General features: G+C 32.2%; 15 protein-coding genes. 5 read left to right on the forward strand and 10 right to left on the reverse strand.

The window, feature by feature from the left end; genetic code table 11:
• Positions 1–46: 46 nt before the first annotated feature.
• Together LNQ49_RS03405 and LNQ49_RS03410 are read right to left on the reverse strand one after the other, a co-directional pair.
• Entirely contained in the window at positions 47–784 is a 738-nt protein-coding gene (locus LNQ49_RS03405) for a CPBP family intramembrane glutamic endopeptidase (protein ID WP_229987317.1), read from the reverse strand.
• 157 nt (positions 785–941) lie between these two features.
• On the reverse strand, positions 942–1,733 hold the full coding sequence (locus LNQ49_RS03410; protein ID WP_229987318.1) for a polysaccharide deacetylase family protein: 792 nt from the start codon (positions 1,731–1,733) through the stop codon (positions 942–944).
• A gap of 122 nt (positions 1,734–1,855) precedes the next feature.
• On the opposite strand from LNQ49_RS03410, the gene LNQ49_RS03415 reads away from it, so the two are divergent.
• Positions 1,856–2,851 (forward strand): metal-dependent hydrolase, encoded by a 996-nt coding sequence (locus tag LNQ49_RS03415; protein WP_229987319.1) that lies wholly within the window; start codon positions 1,856–1,858, stop codon positions 2,849–2,851.
• A gap of 441 nt (positions 2,852–3,292) precedes the next feature.
• Here LNQ49_RS03415 and LNQ49_RS03420 read toward each other — a convergent pair whose 3' ends face one another.
• The gene (locus LNQ49_RS03420; protein WP_229987320.1) at positions 3,293–4,750 is read right to left on the reverse strand and encodes a glycosyltransferase family 2 protein; all 1,458 of its coding nucleotides are present in this window, start codon (positions 4,748–4,750) and stop codon (positions 3,293–3,295) included.
• A 444-nt stretch (positions 4,751–5,194) separates the two neighbouring features.
• On the reverse strand, positions 5,195–5,689 hold the full coding sequence (locus LNQ49_RS03425; RefSeq protein WP_229987321.1) for a TlpA family protein disulfide reductase: 495 nt from the start codon (positions 5,687–5,689) through the stop codon (positions 5,195–5,197).
• Positions 5,690–5,989: 300 nt separating this feature from the next.
• Here LNQ49_RS03425 and nagA point away from each other — a divergent pair, with 300 nt between their 5' ends.
• Positions 5,990–7,114 (forward strand): N-acetylglucosamine-6-phosphate deacetylase, encoded by a 1,125-nt coding sequence (nagA, locus tag LNQ49_RS03430; RefSeq protein ID WP_229987322.1) that lies wholly within the window; start codon positions 5,990–5,992, stop codon positions 7,112–7,114.
• A gap of 104 nt (positions 7,115–7,218) precedes the next feature.
• Here the strand turns inward: nagA and LNQ49_RS03435 are convergent, their stop codons facing one another.
• Complete coding sequence (locus tag LNQ49_RS03435; RefSeq protein ID WP_229987323.1) at positions 7,219–7,587, reverse strand: winged helix-turn-helix transcriptional regulator; 369 nt, start codon at positions 7,585–7,587, stop codon at positions 7,219–7,221.
• Between the two features lie 162 nt (positions 7,588–7,749).
• On the opposite strand from LNQ49_RS03435, the gene LNQ49_RS03440 reads away from it, so the two are divergent.
• On the forward strand, positions 7,750–8,280 hold the full coding sequence (locus tag LNQ49_RS03440) for an NAD(P)H-dependent oxidoreductase (RefSeq protein WP_229987324.1): 531 nt from the start codon (positions 7,750–7,752) through the stop codon (positions 8,278–8,280).
• Positions 8,281–8,329: 49 nt separating this feature from the next.
• Here LNQ49_RS03440 and LNQ49_RS03445 read toward each other — a convergent pair whose 3' ends face one another.
• On the reverse strand, positions 8,330–8,812 hold the full coding sequence (locus tag LNQ49_RS03445) for a MarR family winged helix-turn-helix transcriptional regulator (RefSeq protein ID WP_229991312.1): 483 nt from the start codon (positions 8,810–8,812) through the stop codon (positions 8,330–8,332).
• Positions 8,813–8,817: 5 nt separating this feature from the next.
• Positions 8,818–9,309 (reverse strand): GNAT family N-acetyltransferase, encoded by a 492-nt coding sequence (locus LNQ49_RS03450; RefSeq protein WP_229987325.1) that lies wholly within the window; start codon positions 9,307–9,309, stop codon positions 8,818–8,820.
• A gap of 216 nt (positions 9,310–9,525) precedes the next feature.
• Here LNQ49_RS03450 and LNQ49_RS03455 point away from each other — a divergent pair, with 216 nt between their 5' ends.
• Positions 9,526–10,389, forward strand: coding sequence for an EamA family transporter (locus tag LNQ49_RS03455; RefSeq protein WP_229987326.1), 864 nt, complete (start codon positions 9,526–9,528; stop codon positions 10,387–10,389).
• Positions 10,390–10,927: 538 nt separating this feature from the next.
• On the opposite strand, the gene LNQ49_RS03460 is transcribed toward LNQ49_RS03455, so the two are convergent.
• Both LNQ49_RS03460 and LNQ49_RS03465 read right to left on the reverse strand, forming a co-directional pair.
• The gene (locus LNQ49_RS03460; RefSeq protein WP_229987327.1) at positions 10,928–12,244 is read right to left on the reverse strand and encodes a hypothetical protein; all 1,317 of its coding nucleotides are present in this window, start codon (positions 12,242–12,244) and stop codon (positions 10,928–10,930) included.
• Between the two features lie 9 nt (positions 12,245–12,253).
• Positions 12,254–14,839: a TonB-dependent receptor gene (locus LNQ49_RS03465; protein ID WP_229987328.1), complete on the reverse strand. Its 2,586-nt coding sequence runs from the start codon at positions 14,837–14,839 to the stop codon at positions 12,254–12,256.
• 222 nt (positions 14,840–15,061) lie between these two features.
• On the opposite strand from LNQ49_RS03465, the gene LNQ49_RS03470 reads away from it, so the two are divergent.
• The gene (locus LNQ49_RS03470) at positions 15,062–16,063 is read left to right on the forward strand and encodes a helix-turn-helix transcriptional regulator (protein WP_229987329.1); all 1,002 of its coding nucleotides are present in this window, start codon (positions 15,062–15,064) and stop codon (positions 16,061–16,063) included.
• 164 nt (positions 16,064–16,227) lie between these two features.
• On the opposite strand, the gene LNQ49_RS03475 is transcribed toward LNQ49_RS03470, so the two are convergent.
• Positions 16,228–16,698 carry an Mpo1 family 2-hydroxy fatty acid dioxygenase gene (locus LNQ49_RS03475; RefSeq protein ID WP_229987330.1) on the reverse strand — a complete coding sequence of 157 codons (471 nt, stop codon included), beginning with the start codon at positions 16,696–16,698 and terminating at the stop codon, positions 16,228–16,230.
• Between the last annotated feature and the right edge of the window lie 337 nt (positions 16,699–17,035).

Below are 17,035 nucleotides of genomic sequence, written 5' to 3' on the forward strand. Positions count from 1 at the left end.
TTATATGAAGCAAATTTAAATATAGTTTTTGAAGTTGTTCCCTTAATTATAATATTCTGATAATAGCATTTATTAAATTAACAGCATTATGCCCTAAAATTGAATAAACAAGATTACCTGAGAATTTACGAAGTACTCCAAGACTTAAAGATGAAATTAAAGTGAGGTAAACTATTGTAATAATATCAAACTTAAATTGGTAGTCTTCTGTTAAGAACACTCCGTGACCAATACCAAATAATAGGGTAACAATCAAGAATCCCCAACCAAATTTAATTCCTTTGAAATCCCATTTTGGCAAAAAGGCTTTATCTAGTAGCCACAAACTGATTCCTCTAAATACAATTTCTTCTGTTAAGCCAGGCATTGTCGCCTGAAATGCAAAAGTTTCAAAATCAAATGTTCCTCCTTTTGGAAACAAAATCAACTTAAAGACCACATCAAAAAACAAGAAGCCAAGGAAAAGTAAAACACCAAATTTCAATTGTCTTCCTGAATTAGTTTTGGTTGTAAATCCAATTTGTTCACGGTCTTCTTTACTAACCGAAAAAATAATTCCCAATGCTAAAACCAAGCTGAGAATTTTCCCAATCCATGTAAATTTCAATCCTAGAAATTCAAGACTAAGATACCTTTGACTAAACTGTTGCAGATAACAATCTGCTAAAAAATACAGTATAAAAAATAAGAGAAACTTCAGATTTACTTTTTTAACATTGATAAAAGCAAAAATGAAAAGTGGCAGAATAACTAAAAGCCAGATAAGCGGTGTAAGTGGTGACATAGGTTAGATTTTTTCTTCAAAAGTATTAGTACAATACATTGATTAAAAAACCTACCGACGAAAGAGCTTCTCCAACCGACAAAAATTATTTATTAGTCGATAATCTTATTTCTCTCTCTTTAATATCCCACTACTGACACTATTTTATAAAATTGAATTATAAATTTTTCAAATCATCAACAGTATAAAACTTAAGATCATTATCTATGGCATATTTGCATAATTCTTCTAAAGCAGCAAGGGGCGTTTCTAACCTTTCATCAGCATTATCTACTGTTTTATGACCATAGAAAATAACAATCTTGTTGTGCTTTTTGGCATAATCCATTAAGGTTTTATAATAGTTTACATTAAACTGTTTATAATCATCGTCGATACCCAAACCATAAATTACCCTATTCCCCTCATAATAACAATACTGAGATTCGGGAGGCAACATACCATAGGTAGTTCCTCTTATGATATCAAAATATTTCAATAATTTCTTATCAAGTGCAGCATCACGTGCTCCATCAGGATAAGCAAATGAACGAATATTAAATCCGTCTTTATTCATGGCAGTTTTTAAAGGAATTATTTCATTTTTAATGTATTTATTAAGTCCATAAGCAGCCGAATATTTAAGTGCATTCTCATGATTATACCCATGTCCTGCTATATCATGCCCCATATCTTGCAAGTAGTGTAGTTTTTTCTTTTGTATGGCGGTCAACGAATCATATTTACATATAAAAAAAGTTGCCTTCCACCCTAGGTGATGCAATCTTTTTTCAGCATTATACCAATCTTCAACATAATTATCATCAAACGACAACAATATTCCTGGCTTATATTCTTTTGCTATAGGCGCAACAACTTTCGGTTTCTCCTCTTCTGAATAAATACGCGCTGTAATAAATAAAATGCCTACAGTAAGAAGACCGATAAGTGCATATGTAATTTTATTCATAATAGAGATTTTGTTATCGAATTTAGTCAAATCCTTGATTAAAACCTAAGAATAAAAAGCTACTTTAGAGGCGACAGAATAAAACCTCTTTCTGTTTAAATTTACAACTCAATAATTACCTCATGGATTCTTTTACTCAGATTGTGCTAGGAATTGCAACTGCCGAATTATGTGCAGGCGAGAAACTACATCGCAAAACGATTTTATATGGTGCCATTCTAGGAACCATTCCTGATCTAGATGTCGTTTTGGGGCAATTTTTAAATCCTGTTGATGGCGTAGCAATACATCGAGGACTAAGTCATTCCTTATTATTTTTCGGATTACTTTCCCCTATTTTAGGTTTGGCTATTACCAAAATAGAACGGGAAAAAATTAATTTCCGTACAGCTTCTTTGATGGTGTTCTGGTGTTTGTTTACCCATGTTCTTTTAGATATGTTTACCTCTTGGGGAACACAAATCTTTTGGCCTCTGCCTGATCGCATCGCCTTAAAAACTATTTTTGTAATTGATCCTCTCTATACACTTCCACTACTTATTTGCTTGATTTTAGCTTGGCGAAAACCTACTTTCTCTCTGCGAAAAAAATATGTTCTACGAGGTATATACATCAGTTCATTCTATTTACTGTTAACTTGTGGATTGAAACTATACGCTTTACATCAATTTAAAAATGCATTGCAAGAACAGCATATAACCTACGATGACCTTATCGTAAAACCTACTGCCTTTAATTGTATTTTATGGAATGCTAATGTAGCCACAAAAGAGGCTTACTTATTGGGTGATTATTCGCTATTTGATAGCCAGCCAATAACTTTTGAACGTTATGAAAAAAACAATAACTTATCACAACAGCTTGCTGGCAATCCCGACTTTGAGACCTTAAAAAAAGTAAGCGAAGGATGGTATATAGTAACCCAAAAAGAGAATGAATATCACTTTAATGATTTACGTTTTGGTTTACTTACTAAAGATCCTAAACAACCACAATTTGCTTTTAGCTATGTTTTTAAAGATGAAAACGGAAAACTAAGAGCACAAGAAGTACCTAAAGAAAAACGTGATGGAAAAGCCTTAATGAAAGGAATCCTAAATAGGATTAAAGGAAATTAAAAATGCTTGCCAGCAATATTGCTTTAAAACCCTACTGAGTACTTCATTTTGAGAAATACCATATCATTTTGATAGTGTTTATTTTATACTAACAACACCAAACTAAACACAACTAATTAAATACCAATAAACTAAATAAAAACAATAAATAGAGGTACCATGTTTGCAACCATAATGAAAAACCCTAATCATTATGACACTCCCAAACCAAAAAAAAATCCGAAACAGCTCCCTACATCGCCATAAATTAAAAAAATTAACTCAAGTCAGGGAAAGACTCACACCAGGTCAATTACTGTTTATTACCTATGCAATTGTATTCTTATTTGCTGCAATACTAAAAATTACAACTATGTAGTAGGAAGAAACACCATAATAAAAAAATGCTCGAATATACAGCTTATGTACATTCGAGCATATTTATTTATAACTCTTTTTTATCTATTTCCCTTGAGCTAAACCACGTGTTAACCAACCGCTTTTATTAGCAGTAGCAATTGCATAAGGAGTAATCCAAAACAATCCAAAGGTGAAAAGAATACTATATGAATAAGCCCAAAATGACTCAGAGATACTATGTCTTTTAGCATAAAATAAAGCTGAAAAACTAGATACAATCATGATGCTTAAAAGTGTAGATCCGAAAAACAATATTGGATGTACTGCTATAAAAAACAACATAAATAAGACAAATGGATAGGCCATAACAATCTTCAATGATTGATCTAAAAATAAAATTCTTGTACCTAATTTAGATCCTTTTCTAAAATCTTTAAAAACATATTTTGCCATCATTAGATTCTCACGTACATTACTTCTACCCCATCTGATAAACATTTTATACAATCCTGTATAACTTTCAGGTACATTAGTTAACACGTATGAATTTCTTTGAAACAATACTTGACGTCCTTGTTTTAAAATCATATTAGTCATTGCACGGTCTTCACCAATATCTGATGGTTGTCCCATAAAAGTTTGGTTAATCCATTCTGGAAGACACTCATATACTGCCTCACTACGGTAAGCAGCTAAAGCTCCTGGAGTACAAAGTACTGATCCCAAAACACTTTCGGCAGAACGTGCAAACTCAAAACTCATTACAAAACTTACATTTAGCATTTTAGGAAGTATCGCTTTTTTATTATTTAAAACGAGAACATTTCCTGCAACAGCACCACAATTTTCATTAGTTATAAAAGGACTAACTAAATTTCGTACTGTATCTTTTTTCACAACTGAATCACTATCAACAGTAACAAAAATTTCTCCAGTTCCTAATTCAAATCCACGGTAAAGTGCGTGACGTTTTCCTTGATTTTTAGGTTGCTGATAAATTGACAATCTATCTCCTAATTTTATTTTTGCTTGTTGCATCCAGTACCAAGTATCATCCTTACTTCCATCATCAATAGCAAGGATTTGCATTTTTTGCTCTGGAAAATCACTCTCAGCTAAACTTATTAAAGTATCCAAAACCAATTTCCCTTCATTGTATGCTGGAACAATTATTGTACAAGTAGGCAATAACTCATCTGAAACAGATTCGATAGGTTTGTAACGGAAATAAAGGAATAAATTATATAGAAAAACTCCTGTCTTAAATAAAAAAAAGACTGTCGTTATTACCAAAAATGGATAACCCCATGTTGAGTTTATTCTCTCTATATGAAATTGATCAAAGTCTGATTGGAATTTATAAACTAAGAAAGCGCCTGCCAGCATTAATACAAAACTGCTTATAAGTACAATAAAACCTAAAGGACTTGAGTTTACTTTAATTGCTTTCTTTAATGATTTGGCGTTAATGTTAAAAATAGAACTTGCTAAAGAATGTTCATTGCTATTTGTAGTACTATTTGCTGCGTATAATTGTTTTGAAATTGTTTCAGTTTTCATGCTTGTATTCTTATATTACTATATTAGGCTCTTATTTAAATGCCACCTCCTTTTTCATTTGTTTTTGATGTCGATTATGAAATTCAACGACCAAATTAAATGGTATACAGGAATAGACAATTCATATTTAGCAAGCCTTGTGCCATTATAGTTTTTAATAGAAAATGAGGCAATTACAATAGTATTTGCTCATTTATTGTGTATACCTGTTACCCAAATTGGGTAAAAATTACACACATTGTATCTTTTTATAGAATAAGCAGAATCAGTATAACATGCTATAATTTATACTTTATACAATAACTTTATAGTGGTGATTAATCCCAGTTTTAATTCTTTGCAGGCATGAGATAGCAGCCCCAACAAATCATACTTTACAAACAGTTTAAAACATAGCTGTAATTGTAAGTTGTCAGGAAAAATTGAAGCAAGAAAAAGAAAAGATTATTTATCGGCAGTCAATGCTTTGATTAATTCATCTAATTTGTTTCCATGAATATTCTTGGCGAGGATAATTCCGTTTTTATCAATTAGAGCATTAAAAGGAATTGATTGAATTTTATAATTTAATACAGCCGGAGAATTCCATAGTTTTAAATCACTCACTTGAGTCCATGGTTGTTTTAATTTTGCCATAGCTCCTAACCAAGCTGGTTTCTTTGAATCTAAAGAAACACCATAAATCATAAACTTATTAGGGTACTTTTGGTACAATTTCAATAATTCAGGTTGCTCTTTAACACAAGGTCCGCACCATGATGCCCAAAAATCAACTAATACTAATGCCCCTCTCATAGAAGAAAGCGAGATCACATTTCCTTTAGCATCTGGAAGATCCAGATCTGGAATTATATCTCCTATTTCAAGACCTTCAGTTTGTGCATTAGCACTAGTAAATGAGCAAATTAAAAATGTAAGCGTAAAAAATAAATTCTTCATAGGTTCGTGTTAATTTACAAGTATTTGGGAATGCTTGATTATACTGTTTAAGAAGAAGAAATAGAATAAACAACAATTGGTATCTCTCCAATTTCTCCCATGCGAATTTAAAAATATTTTTCACTAATTAAGAATAGTTTTTCTTTGACACAAATTATAACTCTTTAAAATTATACTAAGTTTGTAGTACAGCCTTGAAAATAAAAATTACTACAATGAATTTAAGGAACTTAGTTAGTCATTAGCAAAGTAAAAACACGATAGAAGGCAGTAAACCAATAAAGAAATAAAACTATAAAAATGAAGCAAGCAATTATCAATACAACTATACACACTGGTGAAGAAATAATTAATAACGGAGTCATTATTATCGAGAACGGAACGATACTTTCTGTTCAAAAAGAAATTCCAAATGATATTAAGACAATTGATCTAAAAGGAAATCATATCGCAGCTGGATTTATAGATATTCAAATAAACGGTGGTGAAAAACTTTATTTTAGCCAAACACCTACCGAGGAAACCATTCAAGATATATACGAATCAAGTCTTAAATACAGCACAACACATGTACTTCCGTGCTTAATATCCTCATCTAAGGAAACAATTCTCCAAGGAATAGAAGCAGTACGTAATTATAAAGAAAAATATAACAATGGTGTAATCGGAATGCATTTGGAAGGACCTTTTTTAAATCCTTTAAAACGTGGAGCACATAGTATCGACCAAGTTCGTAAACCAACCAATTCAGAGCTAGAGGAAATTATTCGTCACGGGAAAGATGTCATAAAAGTAATCACGATTGCTCCTGAATGTTTTACTGATGAACAACTAAATATGTTATTAGAAAGTGGTATTACAATTTCGATAGGACATTCGACCATTACACATAAAGAAGCCCAAGTTTATTTCTCTAAAGGCATAAAACTCGTAACCCATTTATTTAATGCTATGACGCAATTTGGTCATCGAGAACCAGGTTTAGTTGGTGCAACTCTAGAAAATGAAAATGTATATGCTCCAGTAATTTTAGATGGTGCACATTGTGATTATGCTGCAGCAAAATTGGCATATAAACTAAAACAGGATAAATTTTTCTTAATTAGCGATGCAACATTTTTAGGACGTAAAATAGCCGATTTTAAGTGGGGAAATTTTGATGCACACTTAGAAAATGGTTTCTATAGAAACAACGAAGGCAATCTAGCAGGCGCAACAATATCTATGCAAGAAGCAGTACAAAACGCTTATAATCATTTAAACGTATCAGCAGACGAAGCTGTAAAAATGGCTTCTACTCATGTAGCAAATGCTATAGGTATGGGAAATAAATTAGGAAAAATAAAAACTGGATTTCCTGCAAGCTTTGTCAAATTCAACGCTGATTTAACGACAATAGAAACATTGAATTTCAATACTATTTAAGCAGTTGTTTCAGAGGCTAACCAAATAACTAAGCCCGCATGGGGATTATTTAGTAATTAACACCGATTAAAATCATTACCCACATTTTAATCTGTGCTAAAATTCTAAAGCGCTATTGCTTCACTTTCTTTTTTTAATATCGTTTTTAGCTGAGGAGCAAAATCTATTCCCCACTTATCAAGAGCAACAATTAAAGGCAAAAGCGATTCACCAGTTTCAGTAAGATAATATTCTACTCGTAAGGGAACTTCTGTATAAATTGTTTTTGCCAAAAGCCCATGCGATTCCAGTTCTCTTAATTGGTTTTGCAATACTCGCTTGCTAATACCATTAATAGCTAGAACCAAATCTTTAGGTCTTTTAATTCCTTTATAGATTTCATCTAGTAAACAAAATTTCCATTTAGAACCTACCACTTCCATTGCAACAGTAAGACCACAATTATAATCTATCGGAATTTTTCGTTGGTACATAGTTTTAGTTTCATTTGTTGATTTACAAAAGTAACCATAAATGAAGAATTTGCCTTAATTATCAATGGTGATTAATTAATCACTAAATGATTAATTTGCCCCTTATTGATTAATCCTTCAATGCGCTTCATATTTGCATAAGCAAATTTTAAAATTAAAAGCATGAAAACTCTAGTGATTATCATACATCCCGATTTAAAAAATTCAATAATAAACAAACGCTGGATTGAAGAATTAAAAAAGTATCCTGAAAAATATCATATACACGATTTACATAGTTTATATCCAGACGAGAATATTGATGTTGAGAAAGAAAAACAACTCGTAGAAGCACACGATACAATTATATTTCAATTCCCTTTCTATTGGTTTAACTGCCCTCCACTTTACAAAAAATGGCTGGATGAAGTATTAACTTACGGATGGGCTTATGGCTCTAAAAGTGGCTATAAGCTGAGTAATAAGAAAATTGCATTGGGCATAACAGTTGGTATCAATGAAGAAGATTATACTACGGCAGGCAAATACAAATACACCCTAAAACAGTTAACAGCTCCTTTCGAAATTACTTTTAATTATATCAAAGCCGATTATAAATCTCTCTTTGCATTTTATGGTGCCGAGCACAATGCTACTTCTGAAAGAATTGAGAAAAGCACTCAAGATTATATTTCTTTCATCGCCAATTTATAAAATAACAAACCATAAAAAAACCGCTATATAGCGGTTTTTTAAATTCTGATTACGATTTACTATTTTTTAATTGTAACGCCCTTTGCAAAAAGCTCTGATTGGCAATTTTACTTTCAGCTTCATTTATAGCTTTCAATAAATTATTCTCATTATCAGTAATTTCATTAAGTACTTCAGAGATAATATCCCATACAGGTTTCATCTCTAAAATAAGATCCTGTCCTTTTGCAGTAAGCACAATTAAACGTTTACGCTCATCTTCTTTATCTTTTTTCGAACGAATAAGTTTTTGTCTTTCTAATTCTTTTAGCAAACTAATTGTAGATGGATGCGTATAACCAATCTCATTAGCGATTTCTACAATACTTAATACTCCTTTATTATAAAGAGTGTAAATTACTGGAAACCATTTGGGTTCAAACTCAATGTCAAATGATTTGTAGAGCATCGCACCGTCTTTACGCAATTGTTCACTAAGCCGTTGCAATCTTGTCGATAAAGCCAAAATACCTGATTCATCTATAATATTCATCATGTCTAATTTAATTTTAAATGACAAAACACATTATCAGCACCCATTATTGGAAATGCAACTGGAAGCGTTTCTTTCTCAATTCGCACAAAATCATTTCTTTCATAAAAACGTAAAGCAGCTTCTAGTACAGATACCGTTCCCAAATACAAATCAAGTACATTATTTTGCTTGCTAAAAGCAATTAATGTATCCAGAAGTTGCTGGGCAATAAACAACTCTTTACCTCTGAACTCTTTTTTTACAAACATCTTTCGTATGGCTCCTTCCCCACTATCATCATATTTTACCAATGCTATAGTGCCAACTAATTCTTCATCAATAAAGGCTCCCCAAAAACAGCCACCTCTTTTATGATAATAATTATTTATTTCTAAAAGATCAGGCTGATCTTCTAAAGTTATAGGAACATTAAACTCTTTCTGCTGGATATTTAAAATTAAATCAACTACAACAGCTGAATGATTATCTGCAATAGGAACAATTGATATATTCATAGTTTACAACATTTACAATGTAAAACTACGTAGTTAAATACATAAAACAAAATTATTTAATTAAAAACTAACATTCTACAAATAACCAATACCTATCTAATTGCCTAATTTTTATTCCAAAACGACTTCTGAAAACATTACAATTCATTTAACTTTTGAGTCCAAATTATACATTAAATTTTTTGTAATTTCGCGCCCTCATATTTTGAACCCTTCATGAAAAACAAATTAATAAATATACCACCACTTCCAGCAGTAATTTTAGCAATCATAAGCGTGCAATTCGGCGCTGCCATTGCAAAAAGTCTCTTTCCAGCTATTGGAGCAGCAGGAACAGCATCATTACGAATAGGAATTTCTGCAATAATATTATTATTGGTTTACAGACCAAACTTGCTTGCAATTACACCCAAACAATGGAAGCTTGTAATTCCTTACGGGTTGTCTTTAGGATTAATGAACTTAATCTTTTACCTCGCAATAGAGCGAATTCCTGTTGGTTTAGGAGTTACATTAGAATTTATAGGACCACTGTTACTAGCCGTTTTGGGATCAAAACGTTTGGTAGATTATCTATGGGTATTACTTGCTGCAATAGGAATAGCACTTATTGCACCTTGGTCAGGTAACGGAATCGATATTGTTGGAGTTTTATTTGCATTATTAGCAGGTGTCTTCTGGGCTACTTATATTGTATTAGGCGGAAAAGTTTCAAAAGTAATGAAAGATGGTGATGCAGTATCAACCGGAATGTTGTTTGCTTCTATGCTTATTGTTCCTTTTGGAATTATGGAAAATGGATTAAGTAACCTAACACCAACTTATTTAGGAATGGGAATCGCACTTGCTCTATTGTCAAGCGCAATACCGTTTACATTAGAAATGAAAGCACTAGGACAACTTCCTCCACGCACCTTCAGTATTTTAATGAGTTTAGAACCTGCAGCAGCTTCAATTTGTGCTTTTCTATTTTTACAAGAACATCTAAAATTTAGCGAAATAATTGCCGTTGTTTTTGTCGTAATAGCATCAGCTGGATCAACAATGACCGCTAAGAAAGCAATTCAAATCAAGGACTAGAAATCTTCACTACACGTTTTTGAAGCATTCTCCAGCTATTCACTATATCTTTTCTTTGTTAAAGAAACAAACAAAAGGATGCCGTTTCTATCTGGGCTAGACTTAAGAATAACATTCAGGTTTTATGAGACACTTCCTTCGTCAGTGAGACAAGATTGGGGTTGTTTTGTGTAAACGAGTCCTTTGAGCCTTTGCAACTTTGTTCCTTTGAGCCTTTGTTCCTTTGCAACTTAGAACCTTCAAATCTGTATCGAATTACTTTATGAGACACTTCCTTCGTCAGCGAGACAAGATTGTGTTTGCTTTCTGTAAACAAGTCTTTTGTTCCTTTGAGCCTTTGCAACTTTGTTCCTTTGAACCTTTGTTCCTTTGAACCTTTGCAACTTAGACCCTTTGCAACTTAGACCCTTTACAACTTAGAACCTCAGCACCTCAGTAACTTAGAACCTTTGCTACTTAAAACCTTATTTCTTCAAAAAACAAAAAAGCAGCGATTCATAAGAGTCGCTGCTTTTTTACTTTTTTTTAGGAAAGATTCCTAGAATATTCCAATATAATATTGATCTGCACCAGCAGTTACTTTTGCACCTACAGTACCATTAGGGCTTGTAGAATTTACATCATATATATAGATGTTACCTTGTACTCCAACTGGAGTTAATGCAATATAGAATTTTCCGTCTCTTACAACTGAATTTTGGTATTGTTGCAACCATAATCCTTTAGGCACATTTAAATCAACAATTGTGTTTGTTTTAAAGTCTACTCTTGCTAATCCCCATGCAGCAGAATAAGTAGGCTCTCCACTTGGATTAACACCAATCTGAATTTTATCTTCACCTATTTTCTCATAAGGAATATAACCAATTCCGTTACCAGCATAAAACCAACCATTACTAGAAGCATCTCTACCTAATAATCCGCTTACACTATATTTATACGTTTCATTATATTTACCATCTTTAATTTTTACAATGTTTAACTCTTTTCCGTTACTTACCATTTGCATGATTTCACCCTCTTCGTTAAAGTGTTGCGTAGGAGTACGGTAACCATTTGTAGCTCCCTTAACATGTGAAGTACTAATTACAGTAGCGTTAGTTAAACTTGGATAATCAAGGACAAGGGTAAAAGTCTTATCTGTTTCCCCTGCTTTACCAGTTGCAGCATTAAACTTGCTAACAGATGCTCCATAATACAATTTATTTCCAGAAATAACAGGACAGTCAATACGAGAAATGTAATATCCTTCGCTAGCCAAAGTTCCAGGAAGAACTAAATCAATATCTTTTTTAAAGTTAGTACCAAAATTCATTGCTTCTAAGTCAAGAATACCGATAGCAACAGTCATTTTGTGTTTTAAATAATCTTTTTTATCAGCTCCACCATATTCAGCAACAGCAGCGATATTATGTACAGATCCTACTTTATCATTCATTTTTGTAAAACGAACAGCCTTTACTCCTAATGGAATAGAAGAATCAAAAGTAGTTATTTTTGTATAATTATCTCCACCAGTGTACGTTAACTTATCGATAGTACCAATTGTATAATTAAGACTATAAACGATAGAACCATCTGTAGATGTAAATACTCTAGCTGTACGAGATGAAGTCATCGAATATCCTTTTCCTGAATATGAAATTTCACCTTGAGAAAGATCAGTAATACCTTGAAGATAAGTACCCGATATACTACCTGAACCACTAGCAAATGCCAATTGGAAATCTTTTTTTACTCCAGTTGTTGGAGCAACATCCCCATCATTATCGTTATTACTACATGAGCTCAGTAATGCTATAGCAAAAGCTCCTGTTAGTAATGTGCTTTTTAAATTTCTAAATTTGATTTTCATTGCAATTATTTATTTTGAAGTTAATGAATATGTTAATTTGGCATAAAATGCCCTACCTGGTTTTTGCAAACCAAAATTGTCAAATATTTGTTGATCGAATATGTTTTTTGCATCCACACTAATTGTGAATTTATTAGAAGGAAAAGTATATGCAACCCCTATGCTATTAGAAAATTGTGTCGGAATATAGTCTAAGTTCTTACCACCCACATTGGCCCAATTCCTAAGAAATTCATCGACATAACTGATGTTATAATAAATAGAAGCTTTTGATTTTTTTGCAAATAAATCATCCTGATAATAAACTGCATTAATATTGAATTTAAACGAAGGCTCGTTTCTTATTTGCATACGATAAAATAAATATGGAGCACCATTAACATCATACTTCGTATTAAACAAAGCATCAAACTTTGAGACATTAAAAGAAAGATTAAACTTCTTCGCATAATCATAAATAATCTCAGCATCTATACCACGAGACATTACATTCTCAAGATTTTCAAATTGCGAATAAGTAAAACTTCCCGCTCTTATCGACTCTCTAATCATTCCTCTTGTATCTCTATAAAAAAGAGATGCATTTAATCGAATTGAATGCTCATTAAATCTTAATCCACTCCAGTTTACCCCAATATTTGCATTATAACTTGTCTCTGGTTTTAATTCACCAGCGGGAGCAAGTAAATTATCATTAACATTACCAAATAACTCGTTAGGACTAGGTAAGCGCATTGCTTTCTCAGCAGATCCTAACAAAAATAAATTAGGGTTTAACTCATAAGACAAAGTAATACCGTAACCGCTAAAATCAGATTTTTTAGTAAATACCCTCATTTCGTAATTAGGAACACCTGGAGTAATATCTTTTCTATAAGGCTCGTTTGAAGTAGCTTTTTGGAAATAATGTTTGTAAAAAATATTCGTTCTCAATTTTTGAGAAAAAGCGAGATTCTCATAAGTAAACGAAACGATATTTTTTTGTAGATCTCTTGTATTAGTTAATAATTGCATCCCCAAAGGCTCCAATTCATCCGATATACCACGTATAAAATTATTATACATATAATTAGCATATACTGTATTGTTGCTATTGATTTCATACCCAAAATTTGTACGAACGAACAACGTCTTATCAGTATTAATACCTAGTGTTTTAGCACTTGCTACCTCAGCACCACTAGTATACTTTACATAAGTTCCGTCAGGGTACATCAATGGTTTCCCCCTCCAATCATACATAACACCTACCGTATCAATTGCTTGTCTTTTTAAATAAGAATAACTACCATCTAACTTAAACGATAATCCTTTAGTAAATAAATCACTCTTACTATATGTTAATGTTGCTATATTAGAATTACGTCTGGTATGACGATCCCCATACACATTATCCATAGTAATACCATGTTGAACTTCTTTATAATCTCTTGATAAAATACCACCAATCATGAATCTATCAGCCCATTTAACATCAGTAAAACCAACTTCTACCTTAGTACCGTATGACTTATAGGCATCATGAAAACGCTTTGCACGTTGATCGGTTGTCGTCTTACCAGTATAATCCTTGAAAGCAATACTTTTACCCCAAACTTCATAATTGTTATCACTATAATTATAAAAAGCAGAAGCGTCAACTGTAAAACCATTCTCTTTTCTGTAATTACTTGCAATATTCCATTGATGCGTATTAAATGAACCAAGAGAATAAGATGTTACAAGAGAGTTTCTAGTTTTTTTCTTTAAAATAATATTTATCGCCCCACCCAATGCATCTTCAGAAAGATTAGCAGGAACTACTCCTTTATAAACTTCAATACGATCAATTAAAGCTGGTGGAATACTATTTAAAGAATATGAAGAACCAAAATTTGAAGCAGGAATACCATCAATAAAAACCTTTACTGCATTACCTGATAAACCATTAATATTATAATCAATTTTAGATCCTAATCCCCCATCTTGCCTGATACGAACCCCTGCTGAACGATCCAGTAATTCATTGGTTTGTATGGATTGCAAAGCCATCTTTTGAGTCTCGATAACATTTACAGCAAATCCCTTAGTCTCAACCTCTTTTTTCTCAGTCTTAACATTAATTATAACTTCCTTTAAGCCTAAACTTGCTGAAGGCTCAACGATTAGCAAAATCCTTTCGCTACTCCCTTTAAAATGTACATTAATGCTTTTTCTGGTAATTTCGATAGAACTTACTTCAATTTCATAATGTCCATGTGCAAGACCTTTAAACTCAAATTTTCCTTCATCATCAGTAATCATCTGATGATTGGTATTTTTAACAGCAACCGCTGCATAAGTAATTGGAGTTCCGTTTTCTAATTTTAAGATTCCAGAAAGAGTTCCATTTTGTGCTAATAATCCTGATGGTAAAAAAAACAGGCAAAGAAATAATAAACCAAATTTTAGAGATTGTGATAATGTACAATTCTTTTTAAAAACTAATATATTTTCATTAACCGAAGAATTAGTTCTTGTATTTAACCTAAAAACAAAAGCACAACTATTTATTATACAGATGGTTATTATATTTTTGATTGCTATAAAACAATCTATGTAGTTTTTGGAACCCATTACAAAGTAAAATTGGTATTATTAATTCAAGTGCAAACTTACCCCTAGTCAGTCAGGATAAGGGTTTCAAATACGGATTATAACTTACACAAAAAGGATTGTTTTTATTTAGACTCAATACATATATGAAATATATAGCGTATATTTGCACATAATAAAGTAAGAATTTCCATGCAACTTAAAACCACGATAAAAGATAAAAATTATAAACTCTGTGACCAGATGTTTTTTGGAGAAGAAAACCAGACTTATGATCTTATCGAAGAAATCAATACCTATAATGACCCTGAATATGGTACTATAAAAGACAGCCATACATTAGCTGGGCCATTTTTCATAAATTATATTGAGTTAGATTTACTTAAGCCTATCAAAATTGAATATTATACAGATGAACCTGTCATACAAATGTTCTTTTTTATGAAAGGGTGTTCTAATCTCATGCATCATCAAATACACCACTTACCTGCTGGAACAAAACTGGCAAAACTTCCTGCTACTACAGCAGTACTAGAATATCTTTCGATATTAATCCCGCAAGATGCCTATACCACACTTGTTGATTCATTAGATTTAGATTTCGAATTCATCTCGACTTGCTCTAATGAAAATCCTGCAAAGCAAATAAAATATAGCGAAATCATGTCGCCAGAAATTTTAACTGCTGTAAGAGATATTGTTTCTTGCGAAAGAACAGGGCATTTTCGTAGAATGTACATGGAAACAAAAGTTACAGAGTTAGTGTTACTACAACTAGAACAGTTAACGCAAACACTAAATACTTCTATTAACATTCCAAAAATTGACATAGAAAGAATGCATCATGCTAGAGAATTGGTTACACAAAATATTGTTACACCTTGCTCTCTAATTGACCTTGCTCGTAAAGTGGGAACCAATGAATTTAAGTTGAAGAAATACTTTAAAGAACTATTTGGTACAACCGTTTTTGGATACTTAAACGAACTAAAAATGAACGAGGCCAAACAAAAATTATTAAAGGAAGAACTTAATATATATCAAGTAGCCGAATCACTGGGATATAAAACTCCTAATCATTTTAGTACAGCATTCCGTAAATATTTTGGTTATTCGCCTAGTCAAATCAAGAGTCAGGCTAATCAAATAGGCACCAGCTTTGCAAAAGCAAAAGAAGTAATAATTGGTATCTTCTGCCCGCTTTTCACAGAAGTATCAGCCTTAGATGTATTACTTATTTATTAAAAAAACACCAACTCATTCATTTCAATCAAGTTGCATTTCTGAGTTATCTGCTATCTCTTTTCTTTATTTTATTAACAAAGAAAAGGATGTCACTATTATATATAGTAAGTTAGAAATTTAGCAACCAAACCTTTCTATCCTGATTTTTGCCTTTTAGAAAACCCTTACCCTTTTTTAGTAGAAAATAAATTTTCTACTACCCAAGCAGGGCCAATCATTAAAAACTGAAGGTCTTTTAAGAAAGATGGTTTTTTACCTTCAATATTATGTCCATAAAATTGACCAATCCATGCGATAACAAAAACACCAATAGAAAAAATCCATAATGGGAAAACCTGCCCGATATAATAATTCACAACTAGACAAATTGCAGATAAAATAGCAATCTTAAAAGCCATTGCAACTGACAATCGGATATAAAAAACAAGAACAAAAAGCAACACCACCGCAGCCCAATTCTCGATTATTGGAGCATTCAGTTTTAAAGTATTGGCAATAAAACCACTCGGAATACACATCAATAAACCTACAATCGAAAAGTAAATAGCCGGAACACATACATAATGTATTGCTTTGTTCTTCGGATTCTGATGACTTACTGCATATTCTTCAAACCATTGTTCTAACGTTCTCATATTTCAGGCTTTAGGCATACGTAAATCTAATAAAATTTCTTTTTAGTTTATCGATTTAGGAAATTTTATTCAGAAAGGTATTGTTCAGGGAGATTCAAAGAGACTAAGGCTATAAGTTATATAGTAACAAAGACTACTGTTTGTGTGTGAAATAATTACAATTACACCCAATACAATACAATACAATACAATACAATCTCAATCTTGTCTCTGCACAATCTTGTCATTCTGAGGAACGAAGAATCTCTACAATCTATTCCACACAAAGAAAATTATATTGGAGAGTTTCTCGTGGAGATTCCTCCTACGTCGGAAAGACAAGATTGTGCAGAGAAAG

The organism is Flavobacterium pisciphilum (assembly GCF_020905345.1).
Lineage (GTDB): Bacteria > Bacteroidota > Bacteroidia > Flavobacteriales > Flavobacteriaceae > Flavobacterium > Flavobacterium pisciphilum.

Coding starts and splice junctions, on each gene's coding strand:
- LNQ49_RS03405 (WP_229987317.1), bottom strand. CDS start 784: ATGTCACCACTTACACCGCTTATCTGGCTTTTAGTTATTCTGCCACTT.
- LNQ49_RS03410 (WP_229987318.1), bottom strand. CDS start 1,733: ATGAATAAAATTACATATGCACTTATCGGTCTTCTTACTGTAGGCATT.
- LNQ49_RS03415 (WP_229987319.1), top strand. CDS start 1,856: ATGGATTCTTTTACTCAGATTGTGCTAGGAATTGCAACTGCCGAATTA.
- LNQ49_RS03420 (WP_229987320.1), bottom strand. CDS start 4,750: ATGAAAACTGAAACAATTTCAAAACAATTATACGCAGCAAATAGTACT.
- LNQ49_RS03425 (WP_229987321.1), bottom strand. CDS start 5,689: ATGAAGAATTTATTTTTTACGCTTACATTTTTAATTTGCTCATTTACT.
- nagA (WP_229987322.1), top strand. CDS start 5,990: ATGAAGCAAGCAATTATCAATACAACTATACACACTGGTGAAGAAATA.
- LNQ49_RS03435 (WP_229987323.1), bottom strand. CDS start 7,587: ATGTACCAACGAAAAATTCCGATAGATTATAATTGTGGTCTTACTGTT.
- LNQ49_RS03440 (WP_229987324.1), top strand. CDS start 7,750: ATGAAAACTCTAGTGATTATCATACATCCCGATTTAAAAAATTCAATA.
- LNQ49_RS03445 (WP_229991312.1), bottom strand. CDS start 8,812: ATGAATATTATAGATGAATCAGGTATTTTGGCTTTATCGACAAGATTG.
- LNQ49_RS03450 (WP_229987325.1), bottom strand. CDS start 9,309: ATGAATATATCAATTGTTCCTATTGCAGATAATCATTCAGCTGTTGTA.
- LNQ49_RS03455 (WP_229987326.1), top strand. CDS start 9,526: ATGAAAAACAAATTAATAAATATACCACCACTTCCAGCAGTAATTTTA.
- LNQ49_RS03460 (WP_229987327.1), bottom strand. CDS start 12,244: ATGAAAATCAAATTTAGAAATTTAAAAAGCACATTACTAACAGGAGCT.
- LNQ49_RS03465 (WP_229987328.1), bottom strand. CDS start 14,839: ATGGGTTCCAAAAACTACATAGATTGTTTTATAGCAATCAAAAATATA.
- LNQ49_RS03470 (WP_229987329.1), top strand. CDS start 15,062: ATGTTTTTTGGAGAAGAAAACCAGACTTATGATCTTATCGAAGAAATC.
- LNQ49_RS03475 (WP_229987330.1), bottom strand. CDS start 16,698: ATGAGAACGTTAGAACAATGGTTTGAAGAATATGCAGTAAGTCATCAG.